General features: G+C 71.7%; 27 protein-coding genes, 1 tRNA gene and 1 riboswitch. Of the genes, 9 read left to right on the top strand and 19 right to left on the bottom strand.

From position 1 onward, the window contains the following. Positions 1-39: 39 nt before the first annotated feature. From BJ979_RS05990 to BJ979_RS05975, 4 genes are all read right to left on the bottom strand, one after another. Positions 40-1,692, bottom strand: coding sequence for an ABC transporter substrate-binding protein (locus tag BJ979_RS05990; protein ID WP_218853452.1), 1,653 nt, complete (start codon positions 1,690-1,692; stop codon positions 40-42). Between the two features lie 186 nt (positions 1,693-1,878). Continuing rightward, complete coding sequence (locus BJ979_RS05985) at positions 1,879-3,087, bottom strand: Gfo/Idh/MocA family protein (RefSeq protein WP_179566152.1); 1,209 nt, start codon at positions 3,085-3,087, stop codon at positions 1,879-1,881. 16 nt (positions 3,088-3,103) lie between these two features. Beyond that, on the bottom strand, positions 3,104-4,210 hold the full coding sequence (locus BJ979_RS05980) for a Gfo/Idh/MocA family protein (RefSeq protein WP_179566150.1): 1,107 nt from the start codon (positions 4,208-4,210) through the stop codon (positions 3,104-3,106). Beyond that, positions 4,210-5,001 carry a sugar phosphate isomerase/epimerase family protein gene (locus BJ979_RS05975; protein WP_179566148.1) on the bottom strand — a complete coding sequence of 264 codons (792 nt, stop codon included), beginning with the start codon at positions 4,999-5,001 and terminating at the stop codon, positions 4,210-4,212. Before BJ979_RS05975 ends, BJ979_RS05980 begins: the two co-directional genes overlap by 1 nt. A 199-nt stretch (positions 5,002-5,200) precedes the next feature. On the opposite strand from BJ979_RS05975, the gene BJ979_RS05970 reads away from it, so the two are divergent. Then, positions 5,201-6,460 (top strand): ROK family protein, encoded by a 1,260-nt coding sequence (locus BJ979_RS05970; RefSeq protein ID WP_179566146.1) that lies wholly within the window; start codon positions 5,201-5,203, stop codon positions 6,458-6,460. A gap of 68 nt (positions 6,461-6,528) precedes the next feature. Here BJ979_RS05970 and BJ979_RS05965 read toward each other — a convergent pair whose 3' ends face one another. Then, positions 6,529-7,059 carry a GNAT family N-acetyltransferase gene (locus tag BJ979_RS05965; protein WP_179566144.1) on the bottom strand — a complete coding sequence of 177 codons (531 nt, stop codon included), beginning with the start codon at positions 7,057-7,059 and terminating at the stop codon, positions 6,529-6,531. An 83-nt stretch (positions 7,060-7,142) separates the two neighbouring features. Here BJ979_RS05965 and BJ979_RS05960 point away from each other — a divergent pair, with 83 nt between their 5' ends. After that, positions 7,143-8,582 carry an NAD(P)/FAD-dependent oxidoreductase gene (locus BJ979_RS05960; RefSeq protein WP_179566142.1) on the top strand — a complete coding sequence of 480 codons (1,440 nt, stop codon included), beginning with the start codon at positions 7,143-7,145 and terminating at the stop codon, positions 8,580-8,582. Positions 8,583-8,616: 34 nt separating this feature from the next. On the opposite strand, the gene BJ979_RS05955 is transcribed toward BJ979_RS05960, so the two are convergent. Then, on the bottom strand, positions 8,617-8,931 hold the full coding sequence (locus BJ979_RS05955; protein WP_179566140.1) for an ArsR/SmtB family transcription factor: 315 nt from the start codon (positions 8,929-8,931) through the stop codon (positions 8,617-8,619). A gap of 80 nt (positions 8,932-9,011) precedes the next feature. On the opposite strand from BJ979_RS05955, the gene BJ979_RS05950 reads away from it, so the two are divergent. Next, complete coding sequence (locus BJ979_RS05950; protein ID WP_343046611.1) at positions 9,012-10,496, top strand: MFS transporter; 1,485 nt, start codon at positions 9,012-9,014, stop codon at positions 10,494-10,496. Positions 10,497-10,766: 270 nt separating this feature from the next. On the opposite strand, the gene BJ979_RS05945 is transcribed toward BJ979_RS05950, so the two are convergent. The 6 genes from BJ979_RS05945 to BJ979_RS05920 all read right to left on the bottom strand — a co-directional run bounded on the left by BJ979_RS05945 (position 10,767) and on the right by BJ979_RS05920 (position 14,183). Beyond that, positions 10,767-11,201: a DUF6892 domain-containing protein gene (locus tag BJ979_RS05945; RefSeq protein WP_179566138.1), complete on the bottom strand. Its 435-nt coding sequence runs from the start codon at positions 11,199-11,201 to the stop codon at positions 10,767-10,769. Between the two features lie 144 nt (positions 11,202-11,345). After that, entirely contained in the window at positions 11,346-12,032 is a 687-nt protein-coding gene (gene rplA / locus BJ979_RS05940; protein WP_179566136.1) for a 50S ribosomal protein L1, read from the bottom strand. Between the two features lie 2 nt (positions 12,033-12,034). After that, positions 12,035-12,466, bottom strand: coding sequence for a 50S ribosomal protein L11 (gene rplK, locus BJ979_RS05935; RefSeq protein ID WP_179566133.1), 432 nt, complete (start codon positions 12,464-12,466; stop codon positions 12,035-12,037). Between the two features lie 243 nt (positions 12,467-12,709). Next, a complete protein-coding gene (nusG, locus tag BJ979_RS05930) occupies positions 12,710-13,726 on the bottom strand; it encodes a transcription termination/antitermination protein NusG (protein ID WP_179566131.1) in 1,017 nt (338 codons plus the stop codon). 52 nt (positions 13,727-13,778) lie between these two features. After that, positions 13,779-14,060: a preprotein translocase subunit SecE gene (gene secE, locus BJ979_RS05925; RefSeq protein WP_179566129.1), complete on the bottom strand. Its 282-nt coding sequence runs from the start codon at positions 14,058-14,060 to the stop codon at positions 13,779-13,781. Positions 14,061-14,110: 50 nt separating this feature from the next. Beyond that, positions 14,111-14,183: transfer RNA gene (locus tag BJ979_RS05920), tRNA-Trp, on the bottom strand. Positions 14,184-14,430: 247 nt separating this feature from the next. On the opposite strand from BJ979_RS05920, the gene BJ979_RS05915 reads away from it, so the two are divergent. Continuing rightward, positions 14,431-15,621, top strand: coding sequence for an aminotransferase class I/II-fold pyridoxal phosphate-dependent enzyme (locus tag BJ979_RS05915; RefSeq protein ID WP_179566127.1), 1,191 nt, complete (start codon positions 14,431-14,433; stop codon positions 15,619-15,621). 113 nt (positions 15,622-15,734) lie between these two features. Here BJ979_RS05915 and BJ979_RS05910 read toward each other — a convergent pair whose 3' ends face one another. Further along, positions 15,735-16,610 carry a LysR family transcriptional regulator ArgP gene (locus tag BJ979_RS05910; RefSeq protein ID WP_179566125.1) on the bottom strand — a complete coding sequence of 292 codons (876 nt, stop codon included), beginning with the start codon at positions 16,608-16,610 and terminating at the stop codon, positions 15,735-15,737. Positions 16,611-16,688: 78 nt separating this feature from the next. Between BJ979_RS05910 and BJ979_RS05905 the strand changes: the two genes are divergently transcribed. Next, the gene (locus BJ979_RS05905; protein ID WP_179566123.1) at positions 16,689-17,465 is read left to right on the top strand and encodes a LysE/ArgO family amino acid transporter; all 777 of its coding nucleotides are present in this window, start codon (positions 16,689-16,691) and stop codon (positions 17,463-17,465) included. Between the two features lie 397 nt (positions 17,466-17,862). On the opposite strand, the gene BJ979_RS05900 is transcribed toward BJ979_RS05905, so the two are convergent. From BJ979_RS05900 to BJ979_RS05885, 4 genes are all read right to left on the bottom strand, one after another. After that, positions 17,863-18,459 (bottom strand): nitroreductase family protein, encoded by a 597-nt coding sequence (locus BJ979_RS05900; protein WP_179566121.1) that lies wholly within the window; start codon positions 18,457-18,459, stop codon positions 17,863-17,865. Positions 18,460-18,682: 223 nt separating this feature from the next. Then, entirely contained in the window at positions 18,683-19,873 is a 1,191-nt protein-coding gene (locus BJ979_RS05895; RefSeq protein WP_179566118.1) for a UDP-N-acetylmuramate dehydrogenase, read from the bottom strand. Continuing rightward, positions 19,870-20,292: a MaoC/PaaZ C-terminal domain-containing protein gene (locus BJ979_RS05890; protein ID WP_179566116.1), complete on the bottom strand. Its 423-nt coding sequence runs from the start codon at positions 20,290-20,292 to the stop codon at positions 19,870-19,872. Before BJ979_RS05890 ends, BJ979_RS05895 begins: the two co-directional genes overlap by 4 nt. After that, on the bottom strand, positions 20,289-20,747 hold the full coding sequence (locus BJ979_RS05885; protein ID WP_179566114.1) for an FAS1-like dehydratase domain-containing protein: 459 nt from the start codon (positions 20,745-20,747) through the stop codon (positions 20,289-20,291). Before BJ979_RS05885 ends, BJ979_RS05890 begins: the two co-directional genes overlap by 4 nt. A 683-nt stretch (positions 20,748-21,430) precedes the next feature. On the opposite strand from BJ979_RS05885, the gene BJ979_RS05880 reads away from it, so the two are divergent. The 3 genes from BJ979_RS05880 to BJ979_RS05870 all read left to right on the top strand — a co-directional run bounded on the left by BJ979_RS05880 (position 21,431) and on the right by BJ979_RS05870 (position 23,387). Continuing rightward, the gene (locus BJ979_RS05880) at positions 21,431-22,042 is read left to right on the top strand and encodes a hypothetical protein (RefSeq protein ID WP_179566112.1); all 612 of its coding nucleotides are present in this window, start codon (positions 21,431-21,433) and stop codon (positions 22,040-22,042) included. Positions 22,043-22,249: 207 nt separating this feature from the next. Continuing rightward, the gene (locus BJ979_RS05875) at positions 22,250-22,849 is read left to right on the top strand and encodes a PepSY domain-containing protein (protein ID WP_179566110.1); all 600 of its coding nucleotides are present in this window, start codon (positions 22,250-22,252) and stop codon (positions 22,847-22,849) included. Positions 22,850-23,018: 169 nt separating this feature from the next. Next, a complete protein-coding gene (locus tag BJ979_RS05870) occupies positions 23,019-23,387 on the top strand; it encodes a hypothetical protein (protein WP_179566101.1) in 369 nt (122 codons plus the stop codon). On the opposite strand, the gene BJ979_RS05865 is transcribed toward BJ979_RS05870, so the two are convergent. Further along, a complete protein-coding gene (locus BJ979_RS05865; RefSeq protein WP_179566099.1) occupies positions 23,293-23,715 on the bottom strand; it encodes a DMT family transporter in 423 nt (140 codons plus the stop codon). The genes BJ979_RS05870 and BJ979_RS05865 overlap by 95 nt on opposite strands. Beyond that, complete coding sequence (locus tag BJ979_RS05860) at positions 23,716-24,030, bottom strand: DMT family transporter (protein ID WP_179566097.1); 315 nt, start codon at positions 24,028-24,030, stop codon at positions 23,716-23,718. Between the two features lie 9 nt (positions 24,031-24,039). Then, positions 24,040-24,105, bottom strand: a riboswitch (guanidine-III (ykkC-III) riboswitch). A 134-nt stretch (positions 24,106-24,239) separates the two neighbouring features. On the opposite strand from BJ979_RS05860, the gene BJ979_RS05855 reads away from it, so the two are divergent. Continuing rightward, positions 24,240-25,529 carry a CDP-alcohol phosphatidyltransferase family protein gene (locus BJ979_RS05855; RefSeq protein ID WP_179566094.1) on the top strand — a complete coding sequence of 430 codons (1,290 nt, stop codon included), beginning with the start codon at positions 24,240-24,242 and terminating at the stop codon, positions 25,527-25,529. Positions 25,530-25,552 lie beyond the last annotated feature (23 nt).

Here is a 25,552-nt window from a genome sequence, read left to right as displayed (position 1 = left end):
ACCGGACCCCGCACATGGTCGGGGAAGCGGGGGTGAGACCTACTTCTTGACCGGCTCCAGCTTCATCAGCACCTGCGAGATCGAGGGCTGGGTCGGCTGCGACACCGCGTAGGGATCCTTCTCATCGGGCCATCCGGTGAAGTGCTTCGTGGAGTACTCCGCACCCATCGGGCCGGCGGCGACCGGGATGGCCGGCACCTGCTCGACGAAGATCTTCTGCAGCGTGTTCATGGCCGTCGTGCGCTCGGCGTCGTCGGTCGTGTTGGCGTAGGCCGCGAGCGCCTGGGTGGCCTCGGGGCTGTCGAAGCGCCCGAAGTTCCAGTTCGCGGTCGTGCCGATCGGCTTCAGCTGGGTGCCGTCCATGATGTTCGAGTAGATGTCCCACGGGGTGGCTCCCGTGTTCGTCCAGTGCAGGGTCGCCTGGAAGTCGCCGTTCTGCACGGCGGCGGTCCAGTTGTCGACCGTCGCGGTCTCGACCTTGGCGTCGATGCCGATCTTCTTGACGTTGTCGGAGATGATCTGCAGCGAGGCGAGGTAGTCCGACCAGCCGGCCGGGTCGACGAGCGTGAAGGTCACCGGGTTGCCGCTCGGGTCCATGAGCTTGTCGCCCGAGTAGGTGTAGCCGGCATCCGTCAGCACCTTCTTGGCGCCGTCGACGTCGATCTCGGCCTTCTTGTCTTTGAACTCCGGGGCGGCGAAGCTGTCACCGGCTGGCGAGGGCAGGCCGTTGACGTTGTCGACGAGGCCCTTGAAGCCCGAGTAGCCCTGCGTGTTGATCGACTTGCGGTCGACGACCATGTTGACCGCCTTGCGCACGGCCACGTTGTCGAAGGGCGCCTTCGTGGTGTTGAAGAAGAGCGCGTCGATGCCGAGGCCGGTGGGCTGCCAGTTCTTGTTCGTCTCCGACTTCGCGACCCAGGTCTTGTCGATGTCGGGGATGAAGACGTAGCTCCACTGCGCCTGGCCGTTGAGCAGCGCCGTCAGCATGGCGTTGTTGTCGGTGTACGAGGTCCAGCGCACCTCGGGCACCTTCGGCTTGCCGCCCCAGTAGTCGTTGTTCGGCACGAAGGAGATGGCCTGCTGCGTCCAGGTCTTCAGCGTGTACGGGCCGGTGCCGACGGGCTTCTGGTTGGCATCCTTCTCCGGGTCCTTGATCTTCGACCAGATGTGCTCGGGCACGATGAACTGGTTGATGACCTTGGTCTGGTTGACGAACTCGGGCACATCGAAGCTGAGCTTGACGGTGTCGCCCGAGACGCTGATGTCGTCGAACGGCAGGGCGTTCGCGTTGAAGGCCTCGTACTTCTCGAGCATCTTGAAGGTGTAGGCGATGTCGTCGGCGGTGAACTTCTCGCCATCCGACCACTTCACGCCGTCGCGGGCGGTGATCTCGACCGACTTGTAGTCGTCAGACCACTTCCACTCCTTGGCCAGCCACGGCACCGGGTCGCGATCGGGCAGGGTCGGGTTGATCTGGGCGAGGGGCTCGTACATCATGCCGCGGTAGCCGAGCACGACCGCCGACGAGGTCGGGGCGAAGGGGTTCGAGTTGTTGCTCTGCGGGCCGTTCGGCATGCCGATGGTGAGCACGTCGCCACTCGACGCGCCACCTCCCGAGCATCCGGACAGGACGGCGAGGGTGGCCGCCGCCGTGACGGCGGCGGCGAGCTTCGCCAGCATCGATCGTTTCACTGTGTGCCTCCTTGCACGGTGTGGTGGTGCCGCGCGAGGTGCAGGTGCGCGGGTGGTGCCGATGTCGCTGATGTTGCGGGGGTCGTACGGGTGGATCCGGTCGTTCGGTCTGGATCCGGTCGTGCGGGTCGTGCGGGTGGTGGTGTCCGCGGCTCCGGCGGCGTCGCCGGTTCGCGGTCGGCGCCGCTAGGCGGGCGCGTTCGCGCCGTGCCGGTCGGCTGCCCCGACGACCGCGTCGGGGACGTTGCTGACGACGATCGCCCCGCCCTGTGCGGCGCTCTGCTCGATCGCATCGAGCACGCGCTGCACGGCCAGGCCGTCGCCGAAGTCGGGGGTGATCGCATCCTGGTTCTCGATCGCGGTGAGCAGGTCGCGCACCTCGTGCACGAAGCTGTGCTCCCAGCCGAGGATGTGGCCCTGCGGCCACCAGGCGTCGAGGTAGGGATGCTCGGGCTCGGTCACGAGGATCGTGCGGAAGCCCTGGGTGGTGATCTCGTCGGAGAGGTCGAGGAACTGCAGCTCGTCGAGCCGCTCCAGGTCGAAGCGGATCGCGCCGCGGTCGCCGTAGAGCTCGATCTGCAGCGCGTTCTTGCGCCCGGTGGCGGTGCGCGAGACCTCGAGGCTGGCGCGGGCGCCGGTGTCGAAGGTCAGCGTCGCCCAGGCGGCGTCGTCGACGGTGACGCGCTCGAGCCCGTTCTCGCCGCGCCGCTCGGGAGTGAAGGTCGCGGTCTGCGCCGAGACGCCGACGACCGCGGCGCCGCTGAGTGCGAGCAGCTGGTCGACCGCGTGCGAGGCGAGGTCGCCGAGCGCGCCCGAGCCGGCCGTCTCCTTGCGCAGGCGCCAGGTCATGGGCGCGTCGGCATCCACCAGCCAGTCCTGCAGGTAGCTGGCGCGCATCTGCCGGATCTGCCCGAGGCGACCCTCGGCGACGAGCTGACGGGCGAGCGCGAGCGCCGGAACGCGGCGGTAGTTGAAGCCGACCATGGCGATCGCGCCGCTGGCCTCGCGCGCCTCGGCGGCGGCCGCGGCCATCCGCTCGGCCTCGTCGAGGGTGTTCGCGAGCGGCTTCTCGACCAGCACGTGCTTGCCCGCGGCGAGCGCCGCGATCGCGACCTCGGCGTGCAGGTGACCCGGGGTGCAGATGTCGATCACGTCGATGTCGGGGCGCGCGATGACCTCGCGCCAGTCGGTCGCCGTCTCGGCCCAGCCGAGCTCGGCGGCCGCCGCCTGAACCCCCGCGGCATCGCGGCCCACGAGCACGGCGCGCTCGAAAGCGGGCACGTCGAAGTACGCGCCCACCTGCCGCCAGGCGTTCGAGTGCGCGCGGCCCATGAAGGCGTAGCCGATGAGGGCGACGCGCAGCGGGCGGCCGGAGCTGCGGGGGATCAGCGACATGGGTGTGCTCCTGCTCTCAGAGCGTCTCGGCGGTCGGGTCCCAGTCCTCGGGCAGCGGCGGGATGGCCGCGACGCTGCTCTCGAGGTCGACGAACCGCTTCTGGTCGATCGACTCGGTGATCGCCGTCATGGCGTCGACCACGTGGAAAGCCTGCTCGCCGGGGGCGCGGTGCGGGCGGTCGGCGCGGATGGCACGGGCCAGCTCCAGCACGCCGGCGCCGCGGCTGTCGGTCGAGCCGACCGAGGGCAGCGTGCGCCATTCGTCGTCGTCGCGGCCGCGGATGCCGATCTCGCCGTCGAAGGTGTTGGGGTCGGGCACGCTCAGCACGCCCTCGGTGCCGGTGATCTCGACCAGCGGCGGGCGGCCCGAGAACGAGTCGAAGCTCAGGATCGACTGCGAGGTCTGGCCGCTCGCGAACTCGGCGATCGCGCTCACGTGCGTCGGCACGGTCACGTCGAACTCCTCGCCCGCCTTGGGGCCCGAGCCGATCGTGCGGGTCAGGCGCGAGCGGCTGCCGAAGGCGCCGACGCGGGAGATCGATCCGAAGAACTGCACGAGCGCGGTCAGGTAGTACGGGCCGATGTCGAACAGCGGTCCGGCGCCCTCCTGGAAGAGGAAGGCGGGGTTCGGGTGCCAGGCCTCCGGCCCGGGGCTCTGCATGAGCGTGAGCGCCGACTGCGGCTCGCCGATGTCGCCGCGCTCGAGCATGCGGCGGGCGGTCTGCAGGCCCGCACCCAGGAAGGTGTCGGGCGCGCATCCCAGTCGGATGCCCTTCGACGCCGCGAGGGCGAGCAGCTCCTGGCCGCTCGCGCGGTCGGTCGAGAAGGGCTTCTCGCTCCACACGTGCTTGCCGTTGTTCACGGCCTGCGTCGCGACCTCGACGTGCGCGGCCGGGATGGTGAGGTTGACGACGATCTCGATGTCGGGGTGGTTCAGCACCACGTCGGGCGAGCCGTGCTCGGCGATGCCGAACTCCTCGGCGCGCGCCTTCGCGGCCTCGGGGAAGAGGTCGCCCACCGCGTGCACCTGCACGTCGGGGAAGCGCGTGAGGTTGCCGAGGTACTCCTTGCTGATGACGCCCGCGCCGATGACGCCGACGCCGACCTTGCCCGTGCCGGCCATCAGTTGCCGCCCTTCGGGGTGCCGGCCGACGGAGTTCCCGCTGTCTGGCCGAGCTCTTCGGTGAGGTAGCGGAAGCTCTCGATCACCTCGTCGAACATGTCGCCGCCGGCGTGGTCGTCGAGCTCGACGACCGGGGTCGCGTGCGGAGCGGCGGCGAGGATGTCGGCGATGGGGATCTCGCCGCGTCCGGCGGCGGTCTGGGTCTTCACGTCGTCGACGCGCGGGCCGTCCTTGATGTGCAGGAACTGCACGCGGTCGCCGAGGCGGCCGAGCAGCTCGGCCGCGTTCACGCCGCCGATCTCGGCCCAGTAGGTGTCGACCTCGAGCACGACGGCCTCGTGCAGCGCGTCGGCGAAGACCTCCAGCGCGGTGGTGCCGTCGATGCGGCTCTGCAGCTCGTGGGCGTGGTTGTGGTACCCGATGCGCAGGCCGAGATCGTGGGCCGGGCCGACGAGCGCGCTGAGCTTCGCGGCGGTCGCCAGCACATCCTCGCGCGTCTGCCACTTCTCGGGGCCGACGTAGGGGTCGATCACGGTGGGCACGCCGAGGCGCTGCGCGACCGCGAGCACCTGGTGCGCATCCACGTCGTCGCCGACGAGGCCGTTGTGGGCGCTCGAGATGCCCAGGCCCGAGGCGGGCAGGGCGTCGGCCAGCGCATCCGCGAAGTCGACGATCGCGAAGGGCTCCACCTGCGTGAAGCCGATGTCGGCGAGGCGCTTCAGGGTGCCGGGGGTGTCGGCGGCGAGCGCGTCGCGCACCGTGTAGAGCTGGACGGAGAGGGGCTGAGCCACGGGGTGGTTCTCCAGATCGTCGATCGAGCGGGGGAGGTCGACGCGCTGCTGGGCGCACCCGGATTCCGGGATTCGTGCTCGACGACGTCGTCGACCTGGTCCCGACGCTAGCCCCACTTCTGTCGACGGTCAAGCAGAAGTGCGTCGGATGCTGACAGACATCTGTTCGGCTCTTCGCAGATCTGCTTGACTGTGCCGCATGAGCATCAGCACGCGACCGGCGTCGGGGCCGGGCGCCGCGTCCGGCAGCGCCGGTTCGACGAGTGCTGGCGCCGGATCGAGCTCGCCGGGCCCGGGCATCCCCGCCTCCGGCGCGGGCGAGCTGCTGCGCGTGCTGCGCGACGGCACCCCGCGCACCCGCGCCGAGCTCGCCGAGCAGCTCGGCGTCGCCCGCTCGACGCTCGGACTCCGCATCGACGCCCTGCTCGACACCGGCCTCGTCGGCCCCGGAGACGATGGCATCTCCACCGGCGGCCGACCGCCCAGCCGCATCGCCCTGCGCCCCGACGCCCGCATCGTGCTCGCCGCCGACCTCGGCGCCGGCCACGCCCGCATCGCGCTCACCGACCTCCTCGGGGTCACCCTCGCCGAGCACAGCGCCGACATCCGCATCGCCGACGGCCCGGATGCGGTGATCGCCTGGGTCGCCGACCGCGCCGAAGAGCTGCTCGCCGAGCTCGGCCGCAGCCGCGACGACCTGCTGGCCGCCGGCATCGGCGTGCCCGGCCCCGTCGACCACGGCAGCGGGCGCCCGGTCAGCCCGCCCATCATGCCCGGCTGGAACGACGTGGATGTGCCGCGCCTGCTGCGCGAGCGCCTCGACGTGCCCGTCTTCGTCGACAACGACGTGAACCTCGCCGCGCTCGGCGAGCGCACCCACGCGCATCCCGACGTCGACGACCTGCTCTTCGTCAAGGTCGCCACCGGCATCGGCCTCGGCCTGGTCGCCGACGGCCAGCTGCGCCGCGGCGCGCAGGGCACCGCCGGCGACCTCGGCCACGTGCGCGTCGCCCGCGGCGCCGGGGTGCGCTGCACCTGCGGCAACGAGGGCTGCCTCGAGGCGCTCGCCGCGTGGCCGGCGATCGCCGCCGCGCTCGCCGCCGACGGACTCGAGGTCGGCAGCGCCGGCGACCTGCTCGCCCTCGTCGAGAGCGGCGACGTGCGCGCGGTCGCCGCCGTGCGCCAGGCCGGCCGCGACCTCGGCGAGGTGCTCGCGACGTGCGTGAACCTGATCAACCCCTCGGTCATCGTGATCGGCGGATCGCTCGCCCAGATCGGCGAGCAGCTGCTCGCCGGGGTGCGCGAGGTCGTCTACAGCCGATCCACCCCCGCCGCGACCGCCGCGCTGCAGATCACGCTCTCGCAGACCCGCGAGCACGCCGCCGTCTACGGCGCGAGCATGCTCGCGATCGACGCGGCCCTCTCCCCCGACGCGGTCGAGGAGCTCGTGCGCGCCTGAGTCGCGCGCTCGCTCATCAGGCGCTCGATGACGAGGATCGCTGCGCGATCAGGTCGACGACGAGCGGGTCAGAGGGTGAGCGCACGCACGAAGTCGTGCTCGGTGCGGGTGCCGAGGCGGAAGGTCTTGCGGCCGACGACCTCGAAGCCGTGCTTGCCGTAGAAGCGGTTCGCGCGGGCGTTCTCGTCGTTGACGCCGAGCCACACGCTCGACACCCCGCGTTCCCGAGCGGCCTCGATCGTCGCCGTCATCAGCTCGCCGGCGACGCCGACGCCGTGGTGACCGGGATCGACGTAGCACTTGCTCAGCTCGATCGTCGGGCGCACCGTGACGGCGGTCGCGACGTCCGCATCCACCGGGTCGCCTGCGACGAGCATCGTGTACCCGACCGCGCGGCCGTCGGACTCGGCGAGCAGGACCTCGCGGTCGGCATCCGCGAGCCAGCCGGCGAAGGCCTCGCGCGTCAGCACCGTGTCGAGGTGCCGCTGGATCTCCTCGGCGGGGGCATCGGCGGGGCAGGCCAGCGGGAAGGTCAGCACGGCGACGCGGTGCACCTCGTCGAGGTCGGCGACGGAAGCGGGGCGGATCACGAGCGGCACGCGGTCAGACTAGCCGTGCGACCGCTCATGACGTTCCGCGCGCATCCCGCCCGCGCTCAGCCCATCCACGGCAGGATGGGAGGGTGCCCGGCACGACGGTCTTCGAACGCTACCCGCCCAGCGACGCCGTGCTCGACGCCGCCCTCGCGGATACCCGGCTCGCGCCGCTCTGGCTCGACCTGCTGCCCGCGCGACGCCCCCGCCCCGAGCTCGTGGGCGACGCGACCGCCGATCTGTGCGTCGTCGGCGGCGGGCTGACCGGCCTCTGGACCGCGGTGCTCGCGGCGCAGCGCGAACCCGGGCGCCGCATCCTGCTCGTCGAGGGCAAGCGGCTGGGATGGGCGGCCTCGGGTCGCAGCGGCGGCATCGTCGACTCGCGCCTCGCCGGAGCGCACGCGGCGCAGCGCTGGCCCGATGACGCCGCCGAGCTGCAGTGCCTCGGCCGCGCGAACCTCGACGCGATGGAGCTCGACGTGGGCGCGCTGCGCCTCGACGTCGACTGGCACCGCAGCGGCGAGCTGCTCGTGGCGGCCGAACCGCACCAGCTGGCGCAGCTGCGCGGCGGCCAGCGCAGCCCGGACACGATTTCAGCCGGCACTGTGCTGCCCGACACCGCGCTGCTCGACACCGCGCAGGTGCGCGCCGAGATCGACTCCCCCGGGGCGCTCGGCGGCACCTGGCGGCGACGGGATGCGGCGACCCTCGACCCGGCGCGGCTCGTGATCGAGCTGGCGCGCGTCGCGCAGGATCTCGGGGTCGAGATCGTCGAGAACTCCCCCGTGCGCGCGCTCATCGACCGCCCCGACGGCGTCGACGTCGTCACCGCCGGCGGACGGGTGCGGGCGTCCTACGTCGCGCTGGCGACGAGCGCGTTCCCCTCGCTGCTGCGCCGCACCCGGCTGCTCACGCTGCCCGTCTACGAGTACGCGCTCGCGACCGAGCCGCTGTCACGGCGGCGGATGGCGACGCTCGGCTGGGAGCAGCGTCAGGCCCTGCGGGGCCTCGGCCGACGCTCGCACTGGATGCGCCGCTCGGGCGACGACCGGGTCGTCTTCGGCGGTTACTTCTCGCAGTACCACTACGGCGGGCGACTGCGCGCGGCCCACGAGGACCGCCCAGACCTGCACCGCGAGCTTGCCGCTCACCTGCTCACGACGTTCCCGCAGCTCGAGGGCGTGCGCTTCAGCCATCGCTGGGCGGGCGCGGTCGACCGCGATACCCGCGGATCCGGCCACTACGGCACGGCCCGCGAGGGGCGCATCGCCTACGCCGGCGGCTTCAGCGGCGTCGGGCTCGGCACGGCGCGCTTCGCCGGCGAGGTCATGCTCGACCTGATGTCGGGCCAGCGCACCGAGCGCACCGCGCTGGGGGTCGTGCGCGAGAAGCCGGCGCCGTTCCCGCCCGAGCCGGCCGTGTTCGCCGCGATGACGACGGCGCAGCGCGCCCTCGACCGCGCCGACCACCGCGGCGGCGCACACGGGCCGCTGCTGCGCGCCCTCCGCGCCGTCGGCCTCGCGCCCTAGACGGGCACGAGTCGAGCCCCGAAGGTCGGTCGGGTCAGCGGGGGCCGAGCACCGCGTCGAGCAGGCCAGGGAAGCGCGACTCGAGGTCGGCATCCCGCAGCGTGAGGCGACGGTTGCGTCCGTTCGGCTCGTTGCGGATGACGCCCGACTCGCGCAGCACCTTCATCAGGTGCGACTTGGTCGACTTCGGCAGCGCCGGGTCGATCGCCATGCAGTTGGCCGCGTCCTGCGGGCCGTCGCGCAGCTCGCGCACGAGCTCGCGGCGCTCGGGGTCGCTGAGGGCGAAGAGCACGGCGCCGATCTCGAGCGCCGCGCGATCGGGATGCGGGAGCTCGGTCGTCGACTTCATGGTTCGAGAATAGTTGAACCAATGACCGAATGCGAGTACGGTGCGATAGTTCGATTTTCTTGGAACCGAAGGGTCGCCCCGTGACCACCACTCTGAACGCCACCCCCGACACCGGATCGCTCTCCCTCACCTCGGCCGAGCGGTCCGACCTCGACCGCGCCGAGCGCGAAGCCGGCCGGCGCATCGCCGCCGAGCGCGCCGCCCGCGACGCTGCCGCCCGCGAGGCCGGCATCCCCCGCGCCCAGTCGTCGCTCGAGCGCGCCGGCCGCCCGAGCACGGCGTCCACTGCCGCGCCCACCGCATCCACCGGATCCGCCGTATCCGCCCCCGCAGTCGGCCACCCGCGCCGCACCTTCGGCTTCGTGCTCGCCGGTCTCGCGACCACGCTCATGCTCGCCGGCGCGAGCGCGCCGTCGCCGTTCTACCCGCACCTCGAGCAGTCGCTCGGCATCGGCGCGCTCGGCGTCACGATCGCCTTCGCGGTCTACGCCGTCGTGCTGCTGGCGACGCTGCTGACGGCCGGATCCATCTCCGACCACCTCGGCCGCCGCCCCGTCATCGCGGTCGGCTTCGTCGTGCTCGCCGTGAGCGTCGTCGTGCTCTTGCACGCGGACTCGGGCGGGATGCTCTACCTCGCCCGCGCGATCCAGGGCGCCGCGAGCGGCGTGCTGGTGTCGACGCTCTCGGCGACGATCCAGGACTTCGCCCCCGCGAAGCACCCGCAGCGCGCGACGCTCGTCAACGCGCTCGCCCCGGGCATCGGCCTCGCCTCGGGCACCGTGATCGCGGGCATCCTGCTGCAGAACATCGGGGATGTGGCCACGGCCGCCACCTGGACCTTCCTGCCGATCACGCTCATCTACGTCGCTCTCGCCGGCCTCATCTGGATCGCGCCGGAGAGCTCGCGCCGCGAGCCCGGCTGGCAGCGCTCGCTCGCCCCGCGCGCGGCCGTGCCCGTCGCCGCCCGTCGACTCTTCGCGATCAGCGTGCCCGTCGTGCTCGGCGGCTGGGCGACCGGCGGCCTGTTCTTCTCGCTCGGGCCGACGATCGTGCGCGCCGAGCTCGGCGTCGACAGTCAGATCGGCGACGCCCTCGTCGTCGCGCTGCTGCCCGCCTCGGGCGCGGTCGCGGGGTTCATTCTGCGCAACCGCCGCCCGAAGGTGCCCGCCGTCTACGGCGCCGCCGCCCTCGCCGTCGGCACCGCGCTGATGATCGTCGCGCTGTCGCTGACCTCGCTGCCGGTCTACCTGGTCGCGGTCGTGATCGCCGGAACCGGCTTCGGCACCGCCTTCATGGGCACGATCGGATCGCTGGTGCCGCTCGCCGCCCCGCACGAGCGCGCCGAGCTGTTCGCCTCGCTGTACATCGCCGCCTACCTGTCGTTCGGCATCCCCGCCGTCGTCGCCGGCCTGCTCAGCGGCGTGCTCGGCCTGCACACGACGGTGCTCGCCTACGCGGTCGTCGTCGCGATCGCCGCGGGCGTCGCGGCGGTGCTGCGCGCCAGCCCCGGGCGGGCGCCGCGCACACCGGCGGACGCCTCCGCCGACAGCGCGGCGACCGCCTGACACCGCGTCACCGCGGCACCGCGTCACCGCGGCACCGCGGCACCGCATCACCGCGGCGCCGCGGCACCGCATCCGATCCACCGACCCGCACATCCGATTCGCCGTCGCCCTCGCTGTGACCATCTCAAGGAGTTGCTGTCACTGCTGTGGCTGGTGTTGCACACACGCAACACGACTCACAGTGACTCCGTGAGATCGTCACCCGCGCGCGAACTCGACTTCGCGGTCACGGGGTGACGGTCGCGGCGGGAGCTGGAGCCGGAACCCGTCTCAGAGGAAGTCGGCCTCGATCCCCCGCGCCTGCAGCGCCTCGAGATCGGCGCGGGTGCCGCCCATCAGCGTCACCTTGCGCAGATTCGGCAGCAGCGCGAGGTCATCCACCGAGCGGAGGTCGAACAGGTCGTCTTCGCCGTCCCACCCGGGCGCGACCTGCAGGTAGACGCGGTTGCCGCCGTCCATGGCGATCTCCTCGATGTCGGCGAGCAGCTCGCCAGGGATCGGCAGCGCCGCGAAGTGCGCGAGCACCTCGGGGATCGCACCCCAGCCGGACCCCTCGGGATCGATCGGCGGCAGCTGCTCGGCGCAGAACCGGTGCACGTCGAAGGTCGGCCCGAGCAGCCCCTTCTCGTACATCAGCACCTCGATCACAGCGAGCTTCGCGTTCACGTCGGTGAAGGGCGCGAGGCCGGGCAGCGCATCCGTCATGCCCGCATTCTGGCGCAGCAGGCCGACGGGCGGAACCGCCGGGCCGCGAGCGGGACGGTGAGCGGATGCGGAATCCGGATACGCAGAAGGGGCCCGCACCTTCCGGTGCGAGCCCCTGCTGTCAGCTGAGCTGTGTCGGCTCGATCAGAGCGCGGCGACGTCCAGCGGGACACCCGGGCCGAACGTCGTCGACAGGGCGCCCTTCTGGATGTAGCGGCCCTTCGACGAGCTCGGCTTGAGGCGCAGGATCTCGTCCAGCGCGGCGCGGAAGTTCTCGTCGAGCTGCTCCTGCGTGAAGCCGGCCTTGCCGATCACGAAGTGGAGGTTGTTGTGCTTGTCGACGCGGAACTCGATCTTTCCGCCCTTGATCTCCTCGACGGCCTTGGCCGGGTTGGGGGTCACGGTGCCGGTCTTGGGGTTCGGCATGAGGCCACGGGGTCCGAGGACCTTGCCGAGGCGACCGACCTGGCCCATGAGCTCCGGGGTGGAGACGGCCGAGTCGAACGAGGTGTAGCCGCCGGCCACCTTCTCGATGAGCTCGGCGCCGCCGACCTCGTCGGCGCCCGCGGCGATCGCGGCCTCAGCGGCCGGACCCGTCGCGAACACGATGACGCGGGCGGTCTTGCCGGTGCCGTGCGGGAGGATGACGGTGCCGCGCACCATCTGGTCGGCCTTGCGCGAGTCGACGCCCAGCTTGAGCGCGACCTCGACGGTCGAGTTGAACTTCGCCGAACCGGTCTCACGCGCGATGGTGACGGCCTCGGTCGGTCCGTAGAACTTGCCGGCCTCGATCTTGTCCGCGGCGGCGCGGTATGCCTTGCTCTTCGCCATGATTACGCCTCCACCGTGATTCCCATGGAGCGGGCGGTGCCCGCGATGATCTTCGCCGCGGCGTCGATGTCGTTCGCGTTCAGGTCGGCCTGCTTCTGCTCGGCGATCTGACGCACCTGCTCCTGAGTGAGCTTGGCGACCTTGACGGTGTGCGGGGTGGACGAGCCCTTGGACACGCCGGCGGCCTTCTTGATGAGCTCGGCGGCCGGCGGGGTCTTGAGGATGAACGTGAACGAACGGTCCTCGTAGACGGTGATCTCCACCGGGATGACGTTGCCGCGCTGCGACTCGGTCGCCGCGTTGTAGGCCTTGCAGAACTCCATGATGTTCACGCCGTGCTGACCCAGGGCCGGGCCGATCGGCGGGGCGGGGTTCGCGGCGCCGGCGTTGATCTGGAGCTTGATCAGGCCGGTCACCTTCTTCTTCGGTGCCATGAAGGCTCCCTTTCTCTCGTGTGCCCGCGGGCACGCTCCCACGAACCGGACGAAGTTCCGGACGCGGTGGGGATGTCCGCATCACGCACGGAGGCGGACGCAAACCACTCGAGCTTACGCGACGCCCGCCGCATCCGCCAGCCGGGGTCGCGGTGAGATCGCACGAGATCGCCACGGAACCGCATCCAGGACGACGAAGGCCCCACCGGCGGACCGGCGGGGCCTTCGAGCGACGTCAGTGCGTCAGAGCTTGGTGACCTGGTCGAACGACAGCTCGACCGGGGTCTCGCGCTCGAACAGCGAGACGAGCACGGTGAGCTTGCCGCTCTCCGGCTTGATCTCGTTGATCGTGCCGGGAAGACCCGCGAACGAGCCCTCCTTGATCGTGATGGTCTCGCCGATCTCGAAGTCGACCTCGGCGGGGATGACGCGGGCCGACGCGGTCGCGCCGCCCGAGGACTTCGTCGCACCGGGCTTGGCGGGGGTCTCGACGACCTGCACCAGGCTCTTCAGCATGTTGAAGGCCTCTTCGAAGCGCAGCGGCGTCGGGTTGTGGGCGTTGCCCACGAAGCCGGTGACGCCGGGGGTGTGACGCACGCCCGACCAGCTGTCCTCGTTGAGCTCCATGCGCACCAGCACGTAGCCGGGGATGCGCACGCGGTTGACCAGCTTGCGCTGGCCGTTCTTGATCTCGACCACGTCCTCCATCGGCACCTGGACCTCGTAGATGAAGTCCTCCATGCCGAGCGACTGGCGACGCGACTCGATGTTCTGCTTCACGCGCTTCTCGAAGCCGGCGTAGGAGTGGATGACGTACCACTTGCCCGGACGGATGCGCAGGTCGAGACGGAACTCCTCGTAGGGGTCGACCTCGGCCTCGGCCTCGTCTTCCGCATCCAGGATCTCCTCGACGGGGTCCACGCCCTCGGCGGCCTCCTCGGCCAGCTCCGACTCGGTCTCGTCGTCGGTCGCCTCGGCGGCGGCCTCGGCCTCGTCGGCGGAGTCGATGTCGAGTGCGTCGTCGACGACGGCGTCGGCCTCCGGGTCTTCAGCGGCCTCGAGGTCGTCGAGCAGGTTGTCGAGGTCGCGGGTCTCCTCGCCCTCGTTCTCGTCGTCGACCACGTGGATGGCGCGGCTCTCGGCGTTGCCGGCGGCCTTCTCGGTCCACTCCAGGGTCGAGCCCTCCTGGGCCTCGTCCTCCTCGGACGACTGCTCGGCAGCCGTGGCGAGGTCGATGTCGGGGCGCTCGGATGCGGTCACGTTCTGACTCCTGATGTGTTGTGGGCGGGTCGCGGGAGGCGGCGGAGCCGGCTCAGCCCGCGACGGTGCCGTTGCTGAACACGAGTTTCACGAGCTCGCTGATCCCGAAGTCGAGGCCGCTCACCAGCAGCATCATCACGACGACGAAGCCGAGCACGACGCCGGTGTAGCTGAACAGCTCACGGCGGGTCGGGGTGACGACCTTCCTCAGTTCGTTGATCACCTGACGGAGGAAGAGCACGAGACGACCGAACGGGTTGCGCCGCTCGGCGCGCTCACGCTTGGCGTTCGCGACGATGTCCTCGCTGGGCTCGTCGACGATCCTGCGTGCCATCAGTTCTCACCTTCCACCGGACATTCCCCTGGCTGAAGCCAGGGGAATCGCAGGGCGGACAGGACTCGAACCTGCAACCTGCGGTTTTGGAGACCGCTGCTCTACCAATTGAGCCACCGCCCTAGGGCCGGGATCCGATCACTCCGCTGTCGGGGACCCAACATCCCACGACCCCTGCGGAAGAACCATCCGGGGCACAGCGAAGCTTGGCGATCTTCGCCAGCCGAAGGCAAGCATACGGCATGCCGCGAGCGGGTCGGCCCGCCGCGGCCTGAGCGGGATGCGGCCCGGGCGCGTCGCGGCCGGATGCCCATCCACTCGGCACGGATCGGCCGCTGTCACACGCCGCACCCCTCGGTAGGCTCGTGCCGTGGCACGCATCTCCCAGCGCATCGGCGCGATCTCCGAGTCCGCGACCCTCAAGGTCGACGCGAAGGCGAAGGCCCTCAAGGCTGCCGGACGCCCCGTCATCTCCTTCGCCGCCGGCGAGCCCGACTTCCCGACCCCGGCGCACATCGTCGAGGCCGCTGTCGCCGCCGCGCAGGATCCGAAGAACCACCGCTACACGCCCGCCGCCGGCCTGCCCGAGCTGCGCGAGGCCGTGGCCGCCAAGACGCTGCGCGACTCGTCGCTCGCCGTCGAGCCCTCGCAGGTCATCATCACCAACGGCGGCAAGCAGGCCGTCTATCAGGCCTTCGCCACGATCGTCGACCCGGGCGACGAGGTGCTCGTGCCGGCGCCGTACTGGACCACCTACCCCGAGGCGATCCGCCTCGCCGGCGGCGTTCCGGTCGAGGTCTTCGCCCCTGCCGAGCAGGACTACCTGGTCACGGTCGAGCAGCTCGAGGCCGCCCGCACCGAGCGGACCAAGGTGCTGCTCTTCGTGTCGCCGTCGAACCCGACCGGCTCGGTCTACAGCCCCGAGCAGACCGCCGCGATCGGCGCCTGGGCCGAGCAGCACGGCCTCTGGGTGATCAGCGACGAGATCTACCAGAACCTGACCTACGACGGCGTCCGCGCCGCCTCGATCGTCGAGGCGACGCCCGCGCTCGCCGACCGCACCATCCTCGTCAACGGCGTCGCCAAGACCTACGCGATGACCGGATGGCGCGTGGGCTGGATGGTGGGCCCGGCCGACGCGATCAAGGCCGCATCCAACCTGCAGTCGCACCTCTCGTCGAACGTGTCGAACGTGTCGCAGCGCGCCGCGATCGCCGCGCTCACCGGCCCGCAGGACTCGGTGCTCGAGATGCGCGAGGCCTTCGACCGCCGCCGCAAGCTCATCGTGTCGGGGCTCAACGCGATCCCCGGCTTCGAGACGCCGACGCCGACCGGCGCGTTCTACGTCTACCCCGACGTGCGGCAGCTTCTCGCCCGCGAGTGGGCGGGCACGACCCCGACCACCACGCTCGAGCTGGCCGACCTGATCCTCGAGAAGGCCGAGGTCGCCCCGGTTCCGGGCGAGGCCTTCGGCCCCTCCGGCTACCTGCGCTTCAGCTACGCGATGGGCGACGACGCGATCAGCGAGGGCGTGGAGCGCCTGGCGAAGCTGTTCAGCTGAGGCCGTGACGCCGCGCTGCGCGGCGGAAGCGAGCGGATGTGCGGAGCGGGTCGGACCTGAGGGTCCGGCCCGCTCTGTCGTTCCCGGCCGGCGCCATCGCCTGCGCCGACGGATCAGGCGAGCGCCGCGGCGGCGGCCGTGCGCACCTCGTCGGCGAGCGCATCCAGCGACGCCGAGCGCAGATCCCACTGCTGCCAGTAGAGCGGCACCTCGAGCGGCTTGTGCGGCGCGAGCTCGACGAGCTCGTCGGGGTGCGCGGCGAGCTGGTGGTCGAGCAGCATCGCCCAGCCGAGCCCGAGCCGCACCGCGTCGGCGAAGTCGGCGGCGCCGGGGATGCGGTGGCGCGGCGGGTCGATCCGCTGCCGGGTGATCGAGCGGAGGAAGCGGGTCTGCAGGTCGTCGCGCCGGTCGAAGTCGATCACGGGGGCGGCGGCGAGCGCGGCCGCGGTGACGCCGTCGGGGAACCAGCGCGCGGCGAACTCCGGCGTCGCGGAGGCGCGGTAGACCATCCGGCCGAGCAGCACGCTGCGGCATCCCGGCACCGCCACCTCCTCGCTGGTCACGGCGGCCATGACGGTGCCGGCGGCGAGGCGTGCCGCGGTGTCGTTCTGGTCGTCGCGCACGACCTCGAGCAGCACGCCCTCGCGTTCGGCGACGCGGTGCAGCGCCGGCATGATCCAGGTCGCGAGCGAGTCGCTGTTGATCGCGACGGCGAGCTCGACGCCACGCGCCTCATCGAGCCCGAGCTCGGCGAGCGCCTCCCGCTCGAGCAGCTGCTGCTGACGGGCGAGCCGCAGCAGCACCTCGCCCGCGGGCGTCGCGCGGGCCGGCTTCGAGCGGATGAGCAGCACCCGGCCGAGGCGCTGCTCGAGCGCCTTGAGGCGTTGACTGACGGCGCTCGGCGTCACGTGCAGGGCGCGGGCCGCCGCATCCAGGCTGCCCTCGTCGACGACGGCCTGCAGCGTCGCGAGCGACTCGGCGGGGATCATGCGCCCACATTAGCCGTGCTGATGATGCGTGAGAATCCTGAACTGGTCTGCGCGAGCATCCGTCTCTAGCTTGGGGTCGTGCTCACCACCGTGCTCGCCGGATTCGGCCTCAGCCTGTCGCTCATCGCGGCGATCGGCGCGCAGAACGCCTTCCTGCTGCGGCAGGGGATCCGGCGCGAGCACGTGCTCGTCGTGATCGTGATCTGCACGCTGTCGGATGCGGTGCTCATGACCGTCGGCATCGCGGGCGGCGGCGCCGTGTTCGCGAGCGTTCCCGTGCTCGCGGAGGTCGCGCGCTGGGCGGGTGCCGCGTTCCTGCTGCTCTACGCGGTGTTCGCGGTGCGACGGGCGCTCAAGCCCGAGGCCCTCGCGGTGGATGCGGACGACACCACGGATCCCGGCGAGTCGGATGCCGGCGGCGCCCCGCTCGCCGACGCCGGGGCGATCGTGACACCCCGACCGGATGCCGACGCGGGCACCGCGGCGGATTCCGGAGCTGCGACGCTCACGGCGACCGCGCCGAGCACGACCGCGCGTACCCGCCGCCTCCGCCGCTCCCCCGCCGCCGGATCCCTCGCCGCGGTCGCGCTAACGGCTCTCGCGCTCACCTGGCTCAACCCGCACGTCTACCTCGACACGCTCGTGCTGCTCGGCTCGATCGGGTCGCGCTACGGCGACGACCGGCTCGCCTTCGGCATCGGGGCGTGGGCAGCCAGCCTGATCTGGTTCACGGCCGTCGGCTTCGGTGCGCGACTGCTCGCTCCGCTGTTCGCGAAGCCGGCCGCCTGGCGCGTGCTCGACATCCTCGTCGCCGCGATCATGGCGGTCATGGCCGTGATGCTCATCGTGCACTGATCAGGTCGGGATGCCGCCGGATCCGCGAAGCGACGCAGGCGGAGCATCCCGCTCGACTCCGGCCGCGGCGTCCCGTGCAAAGAGACGTCGCGGCCGGTCTTTCCTCTGCGCTTCGATTCCGGCCCGCCGGCTCGGCCGCGACCCGCGCGAGCACGAACCATCTCAAGGGGTTGCTGTGGCTGGCGTGACACGTGAGCAACACCAGTCACACCGGTTACAGCAACTCCTTGAAACGGTCTCCGTTCGGGCGGTGAGTGCGGGTCGGGGAGGCAGAGCAGAGGCAGAGCCTGCCGACACGACGACGCCCGGGCGACCGAGGTCGCACCGGGCGTCGTGCAGCCCGCGATGACCAGCGCGGGCGCGGGGCCCGTCGCGGCGGCGGAAGGGGATGCGGGGCTTACTCCGCGACGATCACCAGCTCGTCGAGCGGCTTGCGGCTGCGGGGCGCGGTCTCGCGCTCGCGGAAGCGCTCGTCGAGCTCCTCGGCGACATCCACGCGGCCGATCGCGGTGACCGTGACCGGCACGACGTTCTCGGGCAGGTCGAACGACTTCTGCAGCTCCTCGGGCAGGATGCCGCCCATCTGGTGCGCGTGCAGGCCGAGCGCGTGCGCCTGCACGGTCAGGTGCGCGATCGACTGGCCGAGGTCGTACTCGGCCCAGCGGTGCGGGCCCTGCTCGGGGTCGACGGCGGTGAGGCCGACGACGAGCAGGGCGGCCTTCGAGGTCCAGGGCTGGTTGCCGCTCGCGAGTCCGGCGTGGATCTTGTCGAAGGTCTGCGTGCCGCGGCGGCCGGCGATGAAGCGACGCGGCTGCGAGTTCGCGGCCGAGGGGGCCCAGCGGGCGGCCTCGAGCAGCGCGTGCAGCTCGGCGTCGTCGATCTCGGCGCTCTCGTCGTAGGAGCGCGGGCTCCACCGTTCGTCGAGCAGCGGGTGCAGCTCGGCATCGGTCTCGGCGTTGCGGATGGTGGAGGGGTGGATCTCGGTCGTGCTCATACTTCGCTTTCCCGATCAGGTTCCTGGTTGCCGGGCCGCCGGAGGGCGGCGGTCGGTCGGGATGCGGTTCCGGGCGCGCGACGACGCTCCCGCATCCTCGCGTCCATGTGAACGCATCAAGCTGTCGACGCTATTCCCGGCCGTGGGCATCCAGCGAATCGCGCCGTCACCGGGCGCAACCGACACCGCGCCTCTCGGGCGGAGGGAGAAGCGGGACGCCCGGTCAGTACAGGTCGTCGCTCGGGCCGAGGAACACCGGCTCGGGCTGCAGCACCACGCCGAACTCCGAGGCGACGCGCGTGCGCACGAACTCGGCGAGCTGCTCGATCTCGAGCGCCGTCGCCCCACCGCGGTTCGTGAGCGCGAGCGTGTGCTTCGACGAGATCGCCGCGTGCGAGCCCGGCAGCGCGAAGCCGCGGTGGATGCCGGCGCGCTCGATCAGCCAGGCGGCGCTGAGCTTGACGTGGCGCGGCCGGGTGTCGCGCGGGCGCGGCGCCGGCTCGTAGCCGAGCGGCAGCACGAGCGGGGTGTCGTCGTCCTGTTCGACCGGCCAGCGCGGCAGGTCGGCGGGAAGAGTGCGCGCGACGCTCTCCTCGACGATCGGGTTGGTGAAGAAGGAGCCGGCGCTGACCGAGTCGGCGTCGGCCGCATCCAGCACCATGCCCTTGCCGGCGCGCAGCCGCAGCACGGCCTCGCGCACCTCGCGGATCGGCGCGGCCTCGCCGACCTGCACGCCGAGGGCGTCGGCGAGCTGCGCGTAGGCGACCGGGCGGCTCAGCGGTACGCGATCGGTCGTCGCGGTGAGTTCGAGCTCGACCGCGATCACGATGCCCAGCCGGCCCCGCTTGATCGCGCTCGTGCGGTAGCCGAGACCGAGCTCGTCGGCGGTGAGGCGCAGGCGGTGCCCGGTCTCCCAGTCGAGGAAGTCGACGGCGATGAGAACCTGCGACAGCTCCTGCCCGTAGGCCCCGATGTTCTGGATCGGCGCGGCGCCGACCGAACCCGGAATGCCGCTCAGCGCCTCGATGCCCGACCAGCCGTTGTAGACGGTCAGGCCGACCAGCGCATCCCACGGCTCGCCCGCCTGCACGCGCAGGTGCACGCGCGCCGGGTCGTCACCCTCGAGGCGCTTCACGCCGTGGGTGGCGAGGCGGATGACCGTGCCGTCGAGCCCGTCATCGGGCGCGACCACGTTCGAGCCGCCGCCGAGCACCCACCAGTCGTCGCCCGTCGACCACACGTCGAGCGCGGTGCGCACGATCTCGAGCTCGCTGTCTGGCTGCACGAGCTCGCGCGCGGCGCCGCCGACGCGCAGGGTCGTCAGCTCGCTCAGCGGCGGCGAGGCAGCGGGCGGGGCGGCAGCCGAGGCGGATGCGGCGGCAGGGCTGCCGGCGGGCGTCGTGGGGTCGGTCACTCGAGGTCGACCCGCACCTGCGCCTTGCCGAGCACGGTCTGCCCGCCGAAGCTGACGGTCAGGTCGATGCGCGCGTAGCGCTCCTCGAGCACGCCCACCTTCGCGACGATCGTGAGCTCGGCGCCGTCGACCGGGTCGACGACCACGGGGCGGGTGAAGCGCGTCTGGTAGTCGACGACGCGGCCGCTGTCGCCATCCAGCCAGTCGACGACCGGCTGCACGGCGAGGCCCATCGTGAGCATGCCGTGGGCGAGCACGCCCGGCAGCCCGGCGTCGGCGGCGACGTCGTCGCGGTAGTGGATGGGGTTGAAGTCGCCCGAGGCGCCGGCGTACCGGACGAGCTCGTCGCGGTGCAGCGTCACGGTGCGCTCGGCGACGACCTCGCCGACGGTCAGGTCGGAGATGCGGGGGCGGGTCATGCGGAGGCCTCCTCGTCGCCGCGCACCACAAGGGTCGAGATCGCGGTGAGCACGAGCTCGCCGTCGAGGTCGACCACCTCGGTGGATGCGGTCACCATGCTGTGCGCGCCGAGGCTCTTGACGCTCGTGACGGTCAGCTCGGCCATGAGCTCGTCGCCGGCGACGACCGGGCGCACGAAGCTGAAGCGCTGGTCGCCGTGCACGACGCGGGTGAAGTCGATGCCGGTGTCGGGCTCGGCGAGCAGCTGCGCGAGCGTCGCCTCCTGCACCACGACCGGGAAGGTCGGCGGGGCGACCACGTCGGCGTAGCCGGCGGCGCGGGCCGCCTCGGGGTCGGAGTTGAGGGGGCTCTGCGCGAGCACGGCGCGCGAGAACTCGCGCACCTTCTCGCGGCCCACCAGGTAGGGGCCGACCGGCGGGAGCCGCCGACCCTGGATCTCGGGGTTCACTGCCACGGGTCGAGACTACCTACCGCCCCGGACACACAGAACGCCCCGGTGATCCGAAGATCAGCCGGGGCGTTCCGTACTGGTTTGGGCTCACGAGCCCTAGCCGAGGATTTGGATCACTGGCAGCTGTCGCACTGCAGCAGGTCCATCGGGTCGACCGGGATGTCGTAGCCGTCGATGCTGTCGTTGTCCATATCGGGACCCCCTTCGCGTTGGTGGATGTCTGAGCCGCAGAACCTGTCGGCGCCGCGGGATCACCACTATATAGCGCTAATGACAGGTGTGTCATTCCCCTACATGTTGTGGTTCGGCGTGTCGCAGGCCGTACGCCCAGATTACGGGCGACCACCGACATCCGACGCCCCGAAGAGGGGATGCGCGCGCGGCGTGTCGCCGTGTCCGCGTCGCCGGCGGCGATCGATCCGGGCCGGACGTCCACCTCCTCGGACGGGTCCGGATCGGACGAGTTCGAGCGCTGCCAGGGGACTGCCAGGCTTCGCCCACGGCCCCGGAAAGACGGGGCGCGCATCCACCGGGTCGGACCCCGTGACCCCCGTTCGAGGGGAATCCGACCAAACCCGATCCGGCAGGGCGGGGAACCACACCACGTCGATCGGGAACGACTCGATCGGCGCCGGTGCCACCTGGGAGTTGCACCGCGACCCGAACGGAAAAGGAACCACTTCATCGTGAACACCACCGTCAAGAAGACCGCTTTCGGAATCCTCGGAACCGCCGCCGCCGGCGCCCTCGCCATCGGCTTCTCGGCTCCCGCCATGGCAGCCGACTCCCACACGACTGACTCGCACGACTCCTCGTCGGTCACCAGTGACTCGACGCGCTCGACCGACACCGACAGCACCTCGTCGCTGCTCGACGGCAACCGCCTGCGCGAGATCATCAGCGGCAACAGCACGCCGGTGCAGCCCGACACCTCGGTGCCGGTGACGCTCGCGCCGTCGATCAACCTCGGCGACGTCGCCTCGGGCAACCCGATCGCCTCGGGCAACACCACGACCGCCCCGATCGCCTCGGGCAACGAGACGAACACCACCGCGCCGATCGCCTCGGGCAACGAGGTTCCGGTCGCGTCGGGCAACGACGTGAGCGCGGGCAACGGCTCGGCCAACGGCAACAGCGCCGCCAACGGCAACACGACCGGCAACGTCTCGGGCAACGAGACCAACGCCGGCAACCCGAGCACCTCGGTCGGCGACGTCGTCACCGACGCGACCTCGGGCATCGGCGCTGAGGTCGGCGACACCGTCGACGCCGCGCTCGGTGGTCTGCTCGGCCGCTGATCCGGTTCGGCTGACCAGCCGACACCGATCGGCCTGAGGGCCGATCAGAAGAGACACCGAAGGGGTCGCCCGCGTCCAGCGGGCGGCCCCTTCGTCGCGCCCGCGCTCCCCGCGCCGACGACATCTCCCGCGGAGCGGCTCTCGCGGCGCATCCGGGTGGACTCCCAAGAGAGGAGTGCAGAGTGGATGGAACCCCCGAGGAGACCCGTGCCCCGCTTCACCGCCGCATCCACCGCATCCGCCTCCCGCTCCGCGACCCGAGTGCTGCCCGCTCTGCTGGCCCTGCCGCTCGCCGCCGGTCTGCTCGCGGGCTGCACCGCCGCCACCGCCACCTCGGATCCGTCGAGCTCCTCGGCGGTCGGCGATCCCGGCGGCGACCTCGGCTCGGCTGCCGAGACGGCGCTCGATCAGGTCGGGTCGGGCACCGTGATCTCGATCGAGAAGGATGACGACGGCGCCGCCTGGGAGGTCGTGATCGCCGCCGACGACGGCAGCGAGACCGAGGTGAAGGTCAGCGCGAAGGACGCCTCGATCATCGGCAGCCCGAGCCCGAAGGCGACCGACGCCGACGACGCGGCCGAGAACGTGCACTACCTGCAGTGGGCCAAGATCGACTTCTCCGACGCCGCCAAGGCCGCCGCGGTGCAGTCGAAGGGCGTCATCACCGAGGTGAAGCTCGACGACGAGGACGGCACGGTGATCTGGCAGGTCGAGCTCGTCGATGGCGCGACGAAGCACGAGGTCAAGCTGGATGCCGGCACCGGCGATCTCTATCGCGCGCCGAGCGGGTCGCCCAGCGACGGCTGATCCGCTCCTCCCGCTCCGCGACGACCGGTCGGCTGGCTGGCCGGCCGGCCGGCCGCGATATCCGCCGCGAACGCGTCGCGTCAAGGGCATGGCCCCGCGCAACCGAGGATCGCTAGAGTGGCGCCACTGCACCGCCCTCGCATCGCCCGCCGACCACCCCGGGGAGAGCATGTCCGTTCTGCATGACGACGGCCCGCCCGTCGTGATCCTGCGCTCCATCGGCGAGCTGACGATCGCCTCCGCCGCCGTGCGCCGCGTTCTGCGCGGCCGTTTCGCCGACGACGTCGCCCCCGATGCGGCCGAGAAGTGGCGCATCAGCGCCCTGCAGGGTCAGGCCGACGCGGATCGCGTGGTCGAGGCGGCCGTGGATGCGAGCTTCGCCGGCGAGGCGCTCACGGTGCAGTCGCGCGACGGCTCGCGCATCTCGATGACGGCCGAGAACATCAGTCACCTCGCCGATCGGCTGCAGCGCCTCGCGCGCGCCGGACATCTGCTCGGGCTCGCCTCCGAGGTCGAGGAGACCGGCGCGGCGAGCTAGCCGGCAGCAGCTTCAGCCCGACGACGGCGAGCACGATCCCGGCCAGGAACACCGCCTTGAGCGGCGAGAACTCCTCTGTGCCGGTCACGAGCGCGAAGCCCACGGTCAGCGCCGCGCCGATGCCGACCCAGACCGCGTAGGCGGTGCCGATCGGGATGCACTTCGCCGCCCGTCCCAGCCCCGCCATGCTCAGCGCGAGCGCGACCACGAAGACGACGGTCGGCAGCGGCTCGGTGAAGCCGTGCGAGCGGCCGAGCGCCGTCGCCCAGACGGCCTCGAGCACACCCGAGACGACGAGCGCGATCCACGCGCGTGCGGCGCCGGACATCTAGCTCACCGCCTTGAGGCCCGCGACCGAGGCCACGAGGAGAAGGAGCAGCAGGATGCGCGCGACCGAGGCGCGCTCGGTGCGGCGGATGAGCGCCCACACGACCGTGAGCGTCGCGCCGATGCCGACCCAGACGGCGTAGGCGGTGCCGACCGGGAGGGCGGTCATCGCGATCGCGAGACCCGCCATGGATGCGACGAGCGCGACGGCGAAGACGACCGTCGGCACGCGGCGACGGAATCCCTTCGAGGCGGCGAGCGCCGAAGCCCAGACGGCTTCGAGCACGCCGGAGGCGATGAGGAGGAGCCAGAACACGACAGACCTTCCGAGTCAGTCTTGTCGTGGTGCGGGTACTGCTCCCTCGTCCGCAGGCCGGGTGACGGCCTCTGCGGTCGAGAATAGCCGCGCAGCGGCGCCCGCGACGAGCTGCACCGGGGTTGCGCAGGTTCGGGCGGGGCGCGCTGCAGGGGCGCAGCCGATCCCGCCCGGGCCGCGCCGTCGGCGGCGCGCTCTACTCTTGAGGCGTGAGCCTTCCCGCAGCCGTCGCGACGCCGACGCTGCCCGACCCGCTCACCTGGGGGCTCGGTGCCCTCTTCGCGTTTCTCGACAACGGCCTCGGGCTCGGCTTCCACCTGCCGGGCGAGGGCGTCATCCTGCTGCTCTCGGCCGCGATCACCGGCGTGATCCCGGCGATCATCATGTTCGTCGCGGTCACGATCGGCGCCTGCGCGGGCGACCACCTCGGCTATCTGCTCGGGCGGCGCACCGGCACGGCGCTGCGCGATCGTCCGCTCGTGCGCCGACTGGGGCTGCGCAACTGGGATCGCGCCCTCGTCACGCTCGAGCGCCGCGGCGGTCTCGCGATCTACCTGACTCGACTCGTGCCGATCGTTCGCACCCTCACTCCGCTCGCGGCCGGCGTCGCGAAGGTGCGCTACTCGACCTTCCTCGTCGCCTCGCTGCTCGGCGCCGCGACCTGGGCGCTCGTCTACGTCGGCGCGGGCTTCCTGCTGCGGGCCTCGCTGGATGCGGTGCGCGACGCGCTCGGCGACGGCGGGCTGCTCGTGCTGGCCGGCATCGCCGCAGCCGTCGTGATCGCACTGCTCGTGCGCGCCGTGCGCCGCACCCACGCGACCGCCGCGACCGTGATCGACGCCGTCGCCAGCGCGACCGCGCGGGCGAGCGCGCCGGTCGAGGCCGACGTTCCGCGCGTGCCGCTGTTCACCCGCCTGTTCAAGCAGGACGAGTGGCGCACCTGGCCGAACCTCATCTCGCTCGTGCGTCTGCTGCTGCTGCCCGTGTTCCTGGTGCTGATCATCGTCGAGCAGTACTGGGCCGCGATCGTGCTCATCGCGATCGTGTTCAGCACCGACTGGGTCGACGGCTGGCTCGCCCGCCGCACCGGAACGGTCTCCGAGCTCGGCAAGTGGCTCGATCCGCTCGCCGACCGCTTCACCACCTTCGCCGTCGTGATGTCGCTCGCGGCCGGCGGGCTCATCCCCTGGGCCGCGGTCGTGCTGCTCGTGGTGCCCGACCTGACCCTCGGCATCCTCAGCGTGACCGTGTTCGACGGCGACCCGAACCTGCCGGTGACGTGGACGGGCAAGATCCGCACGGCGCTGCTCTTCGTCGGGCTGCTGGCCGTGCTGCTCGGCACCGCCCTCGTCTCCTCGGGCGTCGCGGCGATCGGCGCCGCGATCATCGGCAGCGGCTTCGTGCTGTTCCTCTGCGGCGTCGTGGGCCACTACCTCGCCGCGGCGCAGTACGGCCGGGCGATGATCGTGCGCAAGACCGGCTGGGTGCACGCGGCCTGACCGCCACGGTCGGCCCGGATGCG

This window comes from Schumannella luteola (assembly GCF_013408685.1).
GTDB lineage: Bacteria > Actinomycetota > Actinomycetes > Actinomycetales > Microbacteriaceae > Schumannella > Schumannella luteola.
The sequence above is the reverse complement of the archived record's forward strand: the minus strand, read 5'-3'. Positions and strand labels throughout refer to the sequence as shown.

Bases quoted from the DNA above. Each gene is read 5' to 3' on its own strand.
- BJ979_RS05955 (WP_179566140.1), bottom strand. From the start codon at position 8,931: ATGAAGTCGACGACCGAGCTCCCGCATCCCGATCGCGCGGCGCTCGAG.
- BJ979_RS05900 (WP_179566121.1), bottom strand. From the start codon at position 18,459: ATGAGCACGACCGAGATCCACCCCTCCACCATCCGCAACGCCGAGACC.
- rplK (WP_179566133.1), bottom strand. From the start codon at position 12,466: ATGGCACCGAAGAAGAAGGTGACCGGCCTGATCAAGCTCCAGATCAAC.
- BJ979_RS05980 (WP_179566150.1), bottom strand. From the start codon at position 4,210: ATGGCCGGCACGGGCAAGGTCGGCGTCGGCGTCATCGGCGCGGGCGTC.
- rplA (WP_179566136.1), bottom strand. From the start codon at position 12,032: ATGGCGAAGAGCAAGGCATACCGCGCCGCCGCGGACAAGATCGAGGCC.
- BJ979_RS05865 (WP_179566099.1), bottom strand. From the start codon at position 23,715: ATGTCCGGCGCCGCACGCGCGTGGATCGCGCTCGTCGTCTCGGGTGTG.
- BJ979_RS05970 (WP_179566146.1), top strand. From the start codon at position 5,201: ATGAGCATCAGCACGCGACCGGCGTCGGGGCCGGGCGCCGCGTCCGGC.
- secE (WP_179566129.1), bottom strand. From the start codon at position 14,060: ATGGCACGCAGGATCGTCGACGAGCCCAGCGAGGACATCGTCGCGAAC.
- BJ979_RS05870 (WP_179566101.1), top strand. From the start codon at position 23,019: ATGTCCGTTCTGCATGACGACGGCCCGCCCGTCGTGATCCTGCGCTCC.
- BJ979_RS05985 (WP_179566152.1), bottom strand. From the start codon at position 3,087: ATGTCGCTGATCCCCCGCAGCTCCGGCCGCCCGCTGCGCGTCGCCCTC.
- BJ979_RS05890 (WP_179566116.1), bottom strand. From the start codon at position 20,292: ATGACCCGCCCCCGCATCTCCGACCTGACCGTCGGCGAGGTCGTCGCC.
- BJ979_RS05910 (WP_179566125.1), bottom strand. From the start codon at position 16,610: ATGATCCCCGCCGAGTCGCTCGCGACGCTGCAGGCCGTCGTCGACGAG.
- BJ979_RS05945 (WP_179566138.1), bottom strand. From the start codon at position 11,201: ATGACGGATGCGCTGCCCGGCCTCGCGCCCTTCACCGACGTGAACGCG.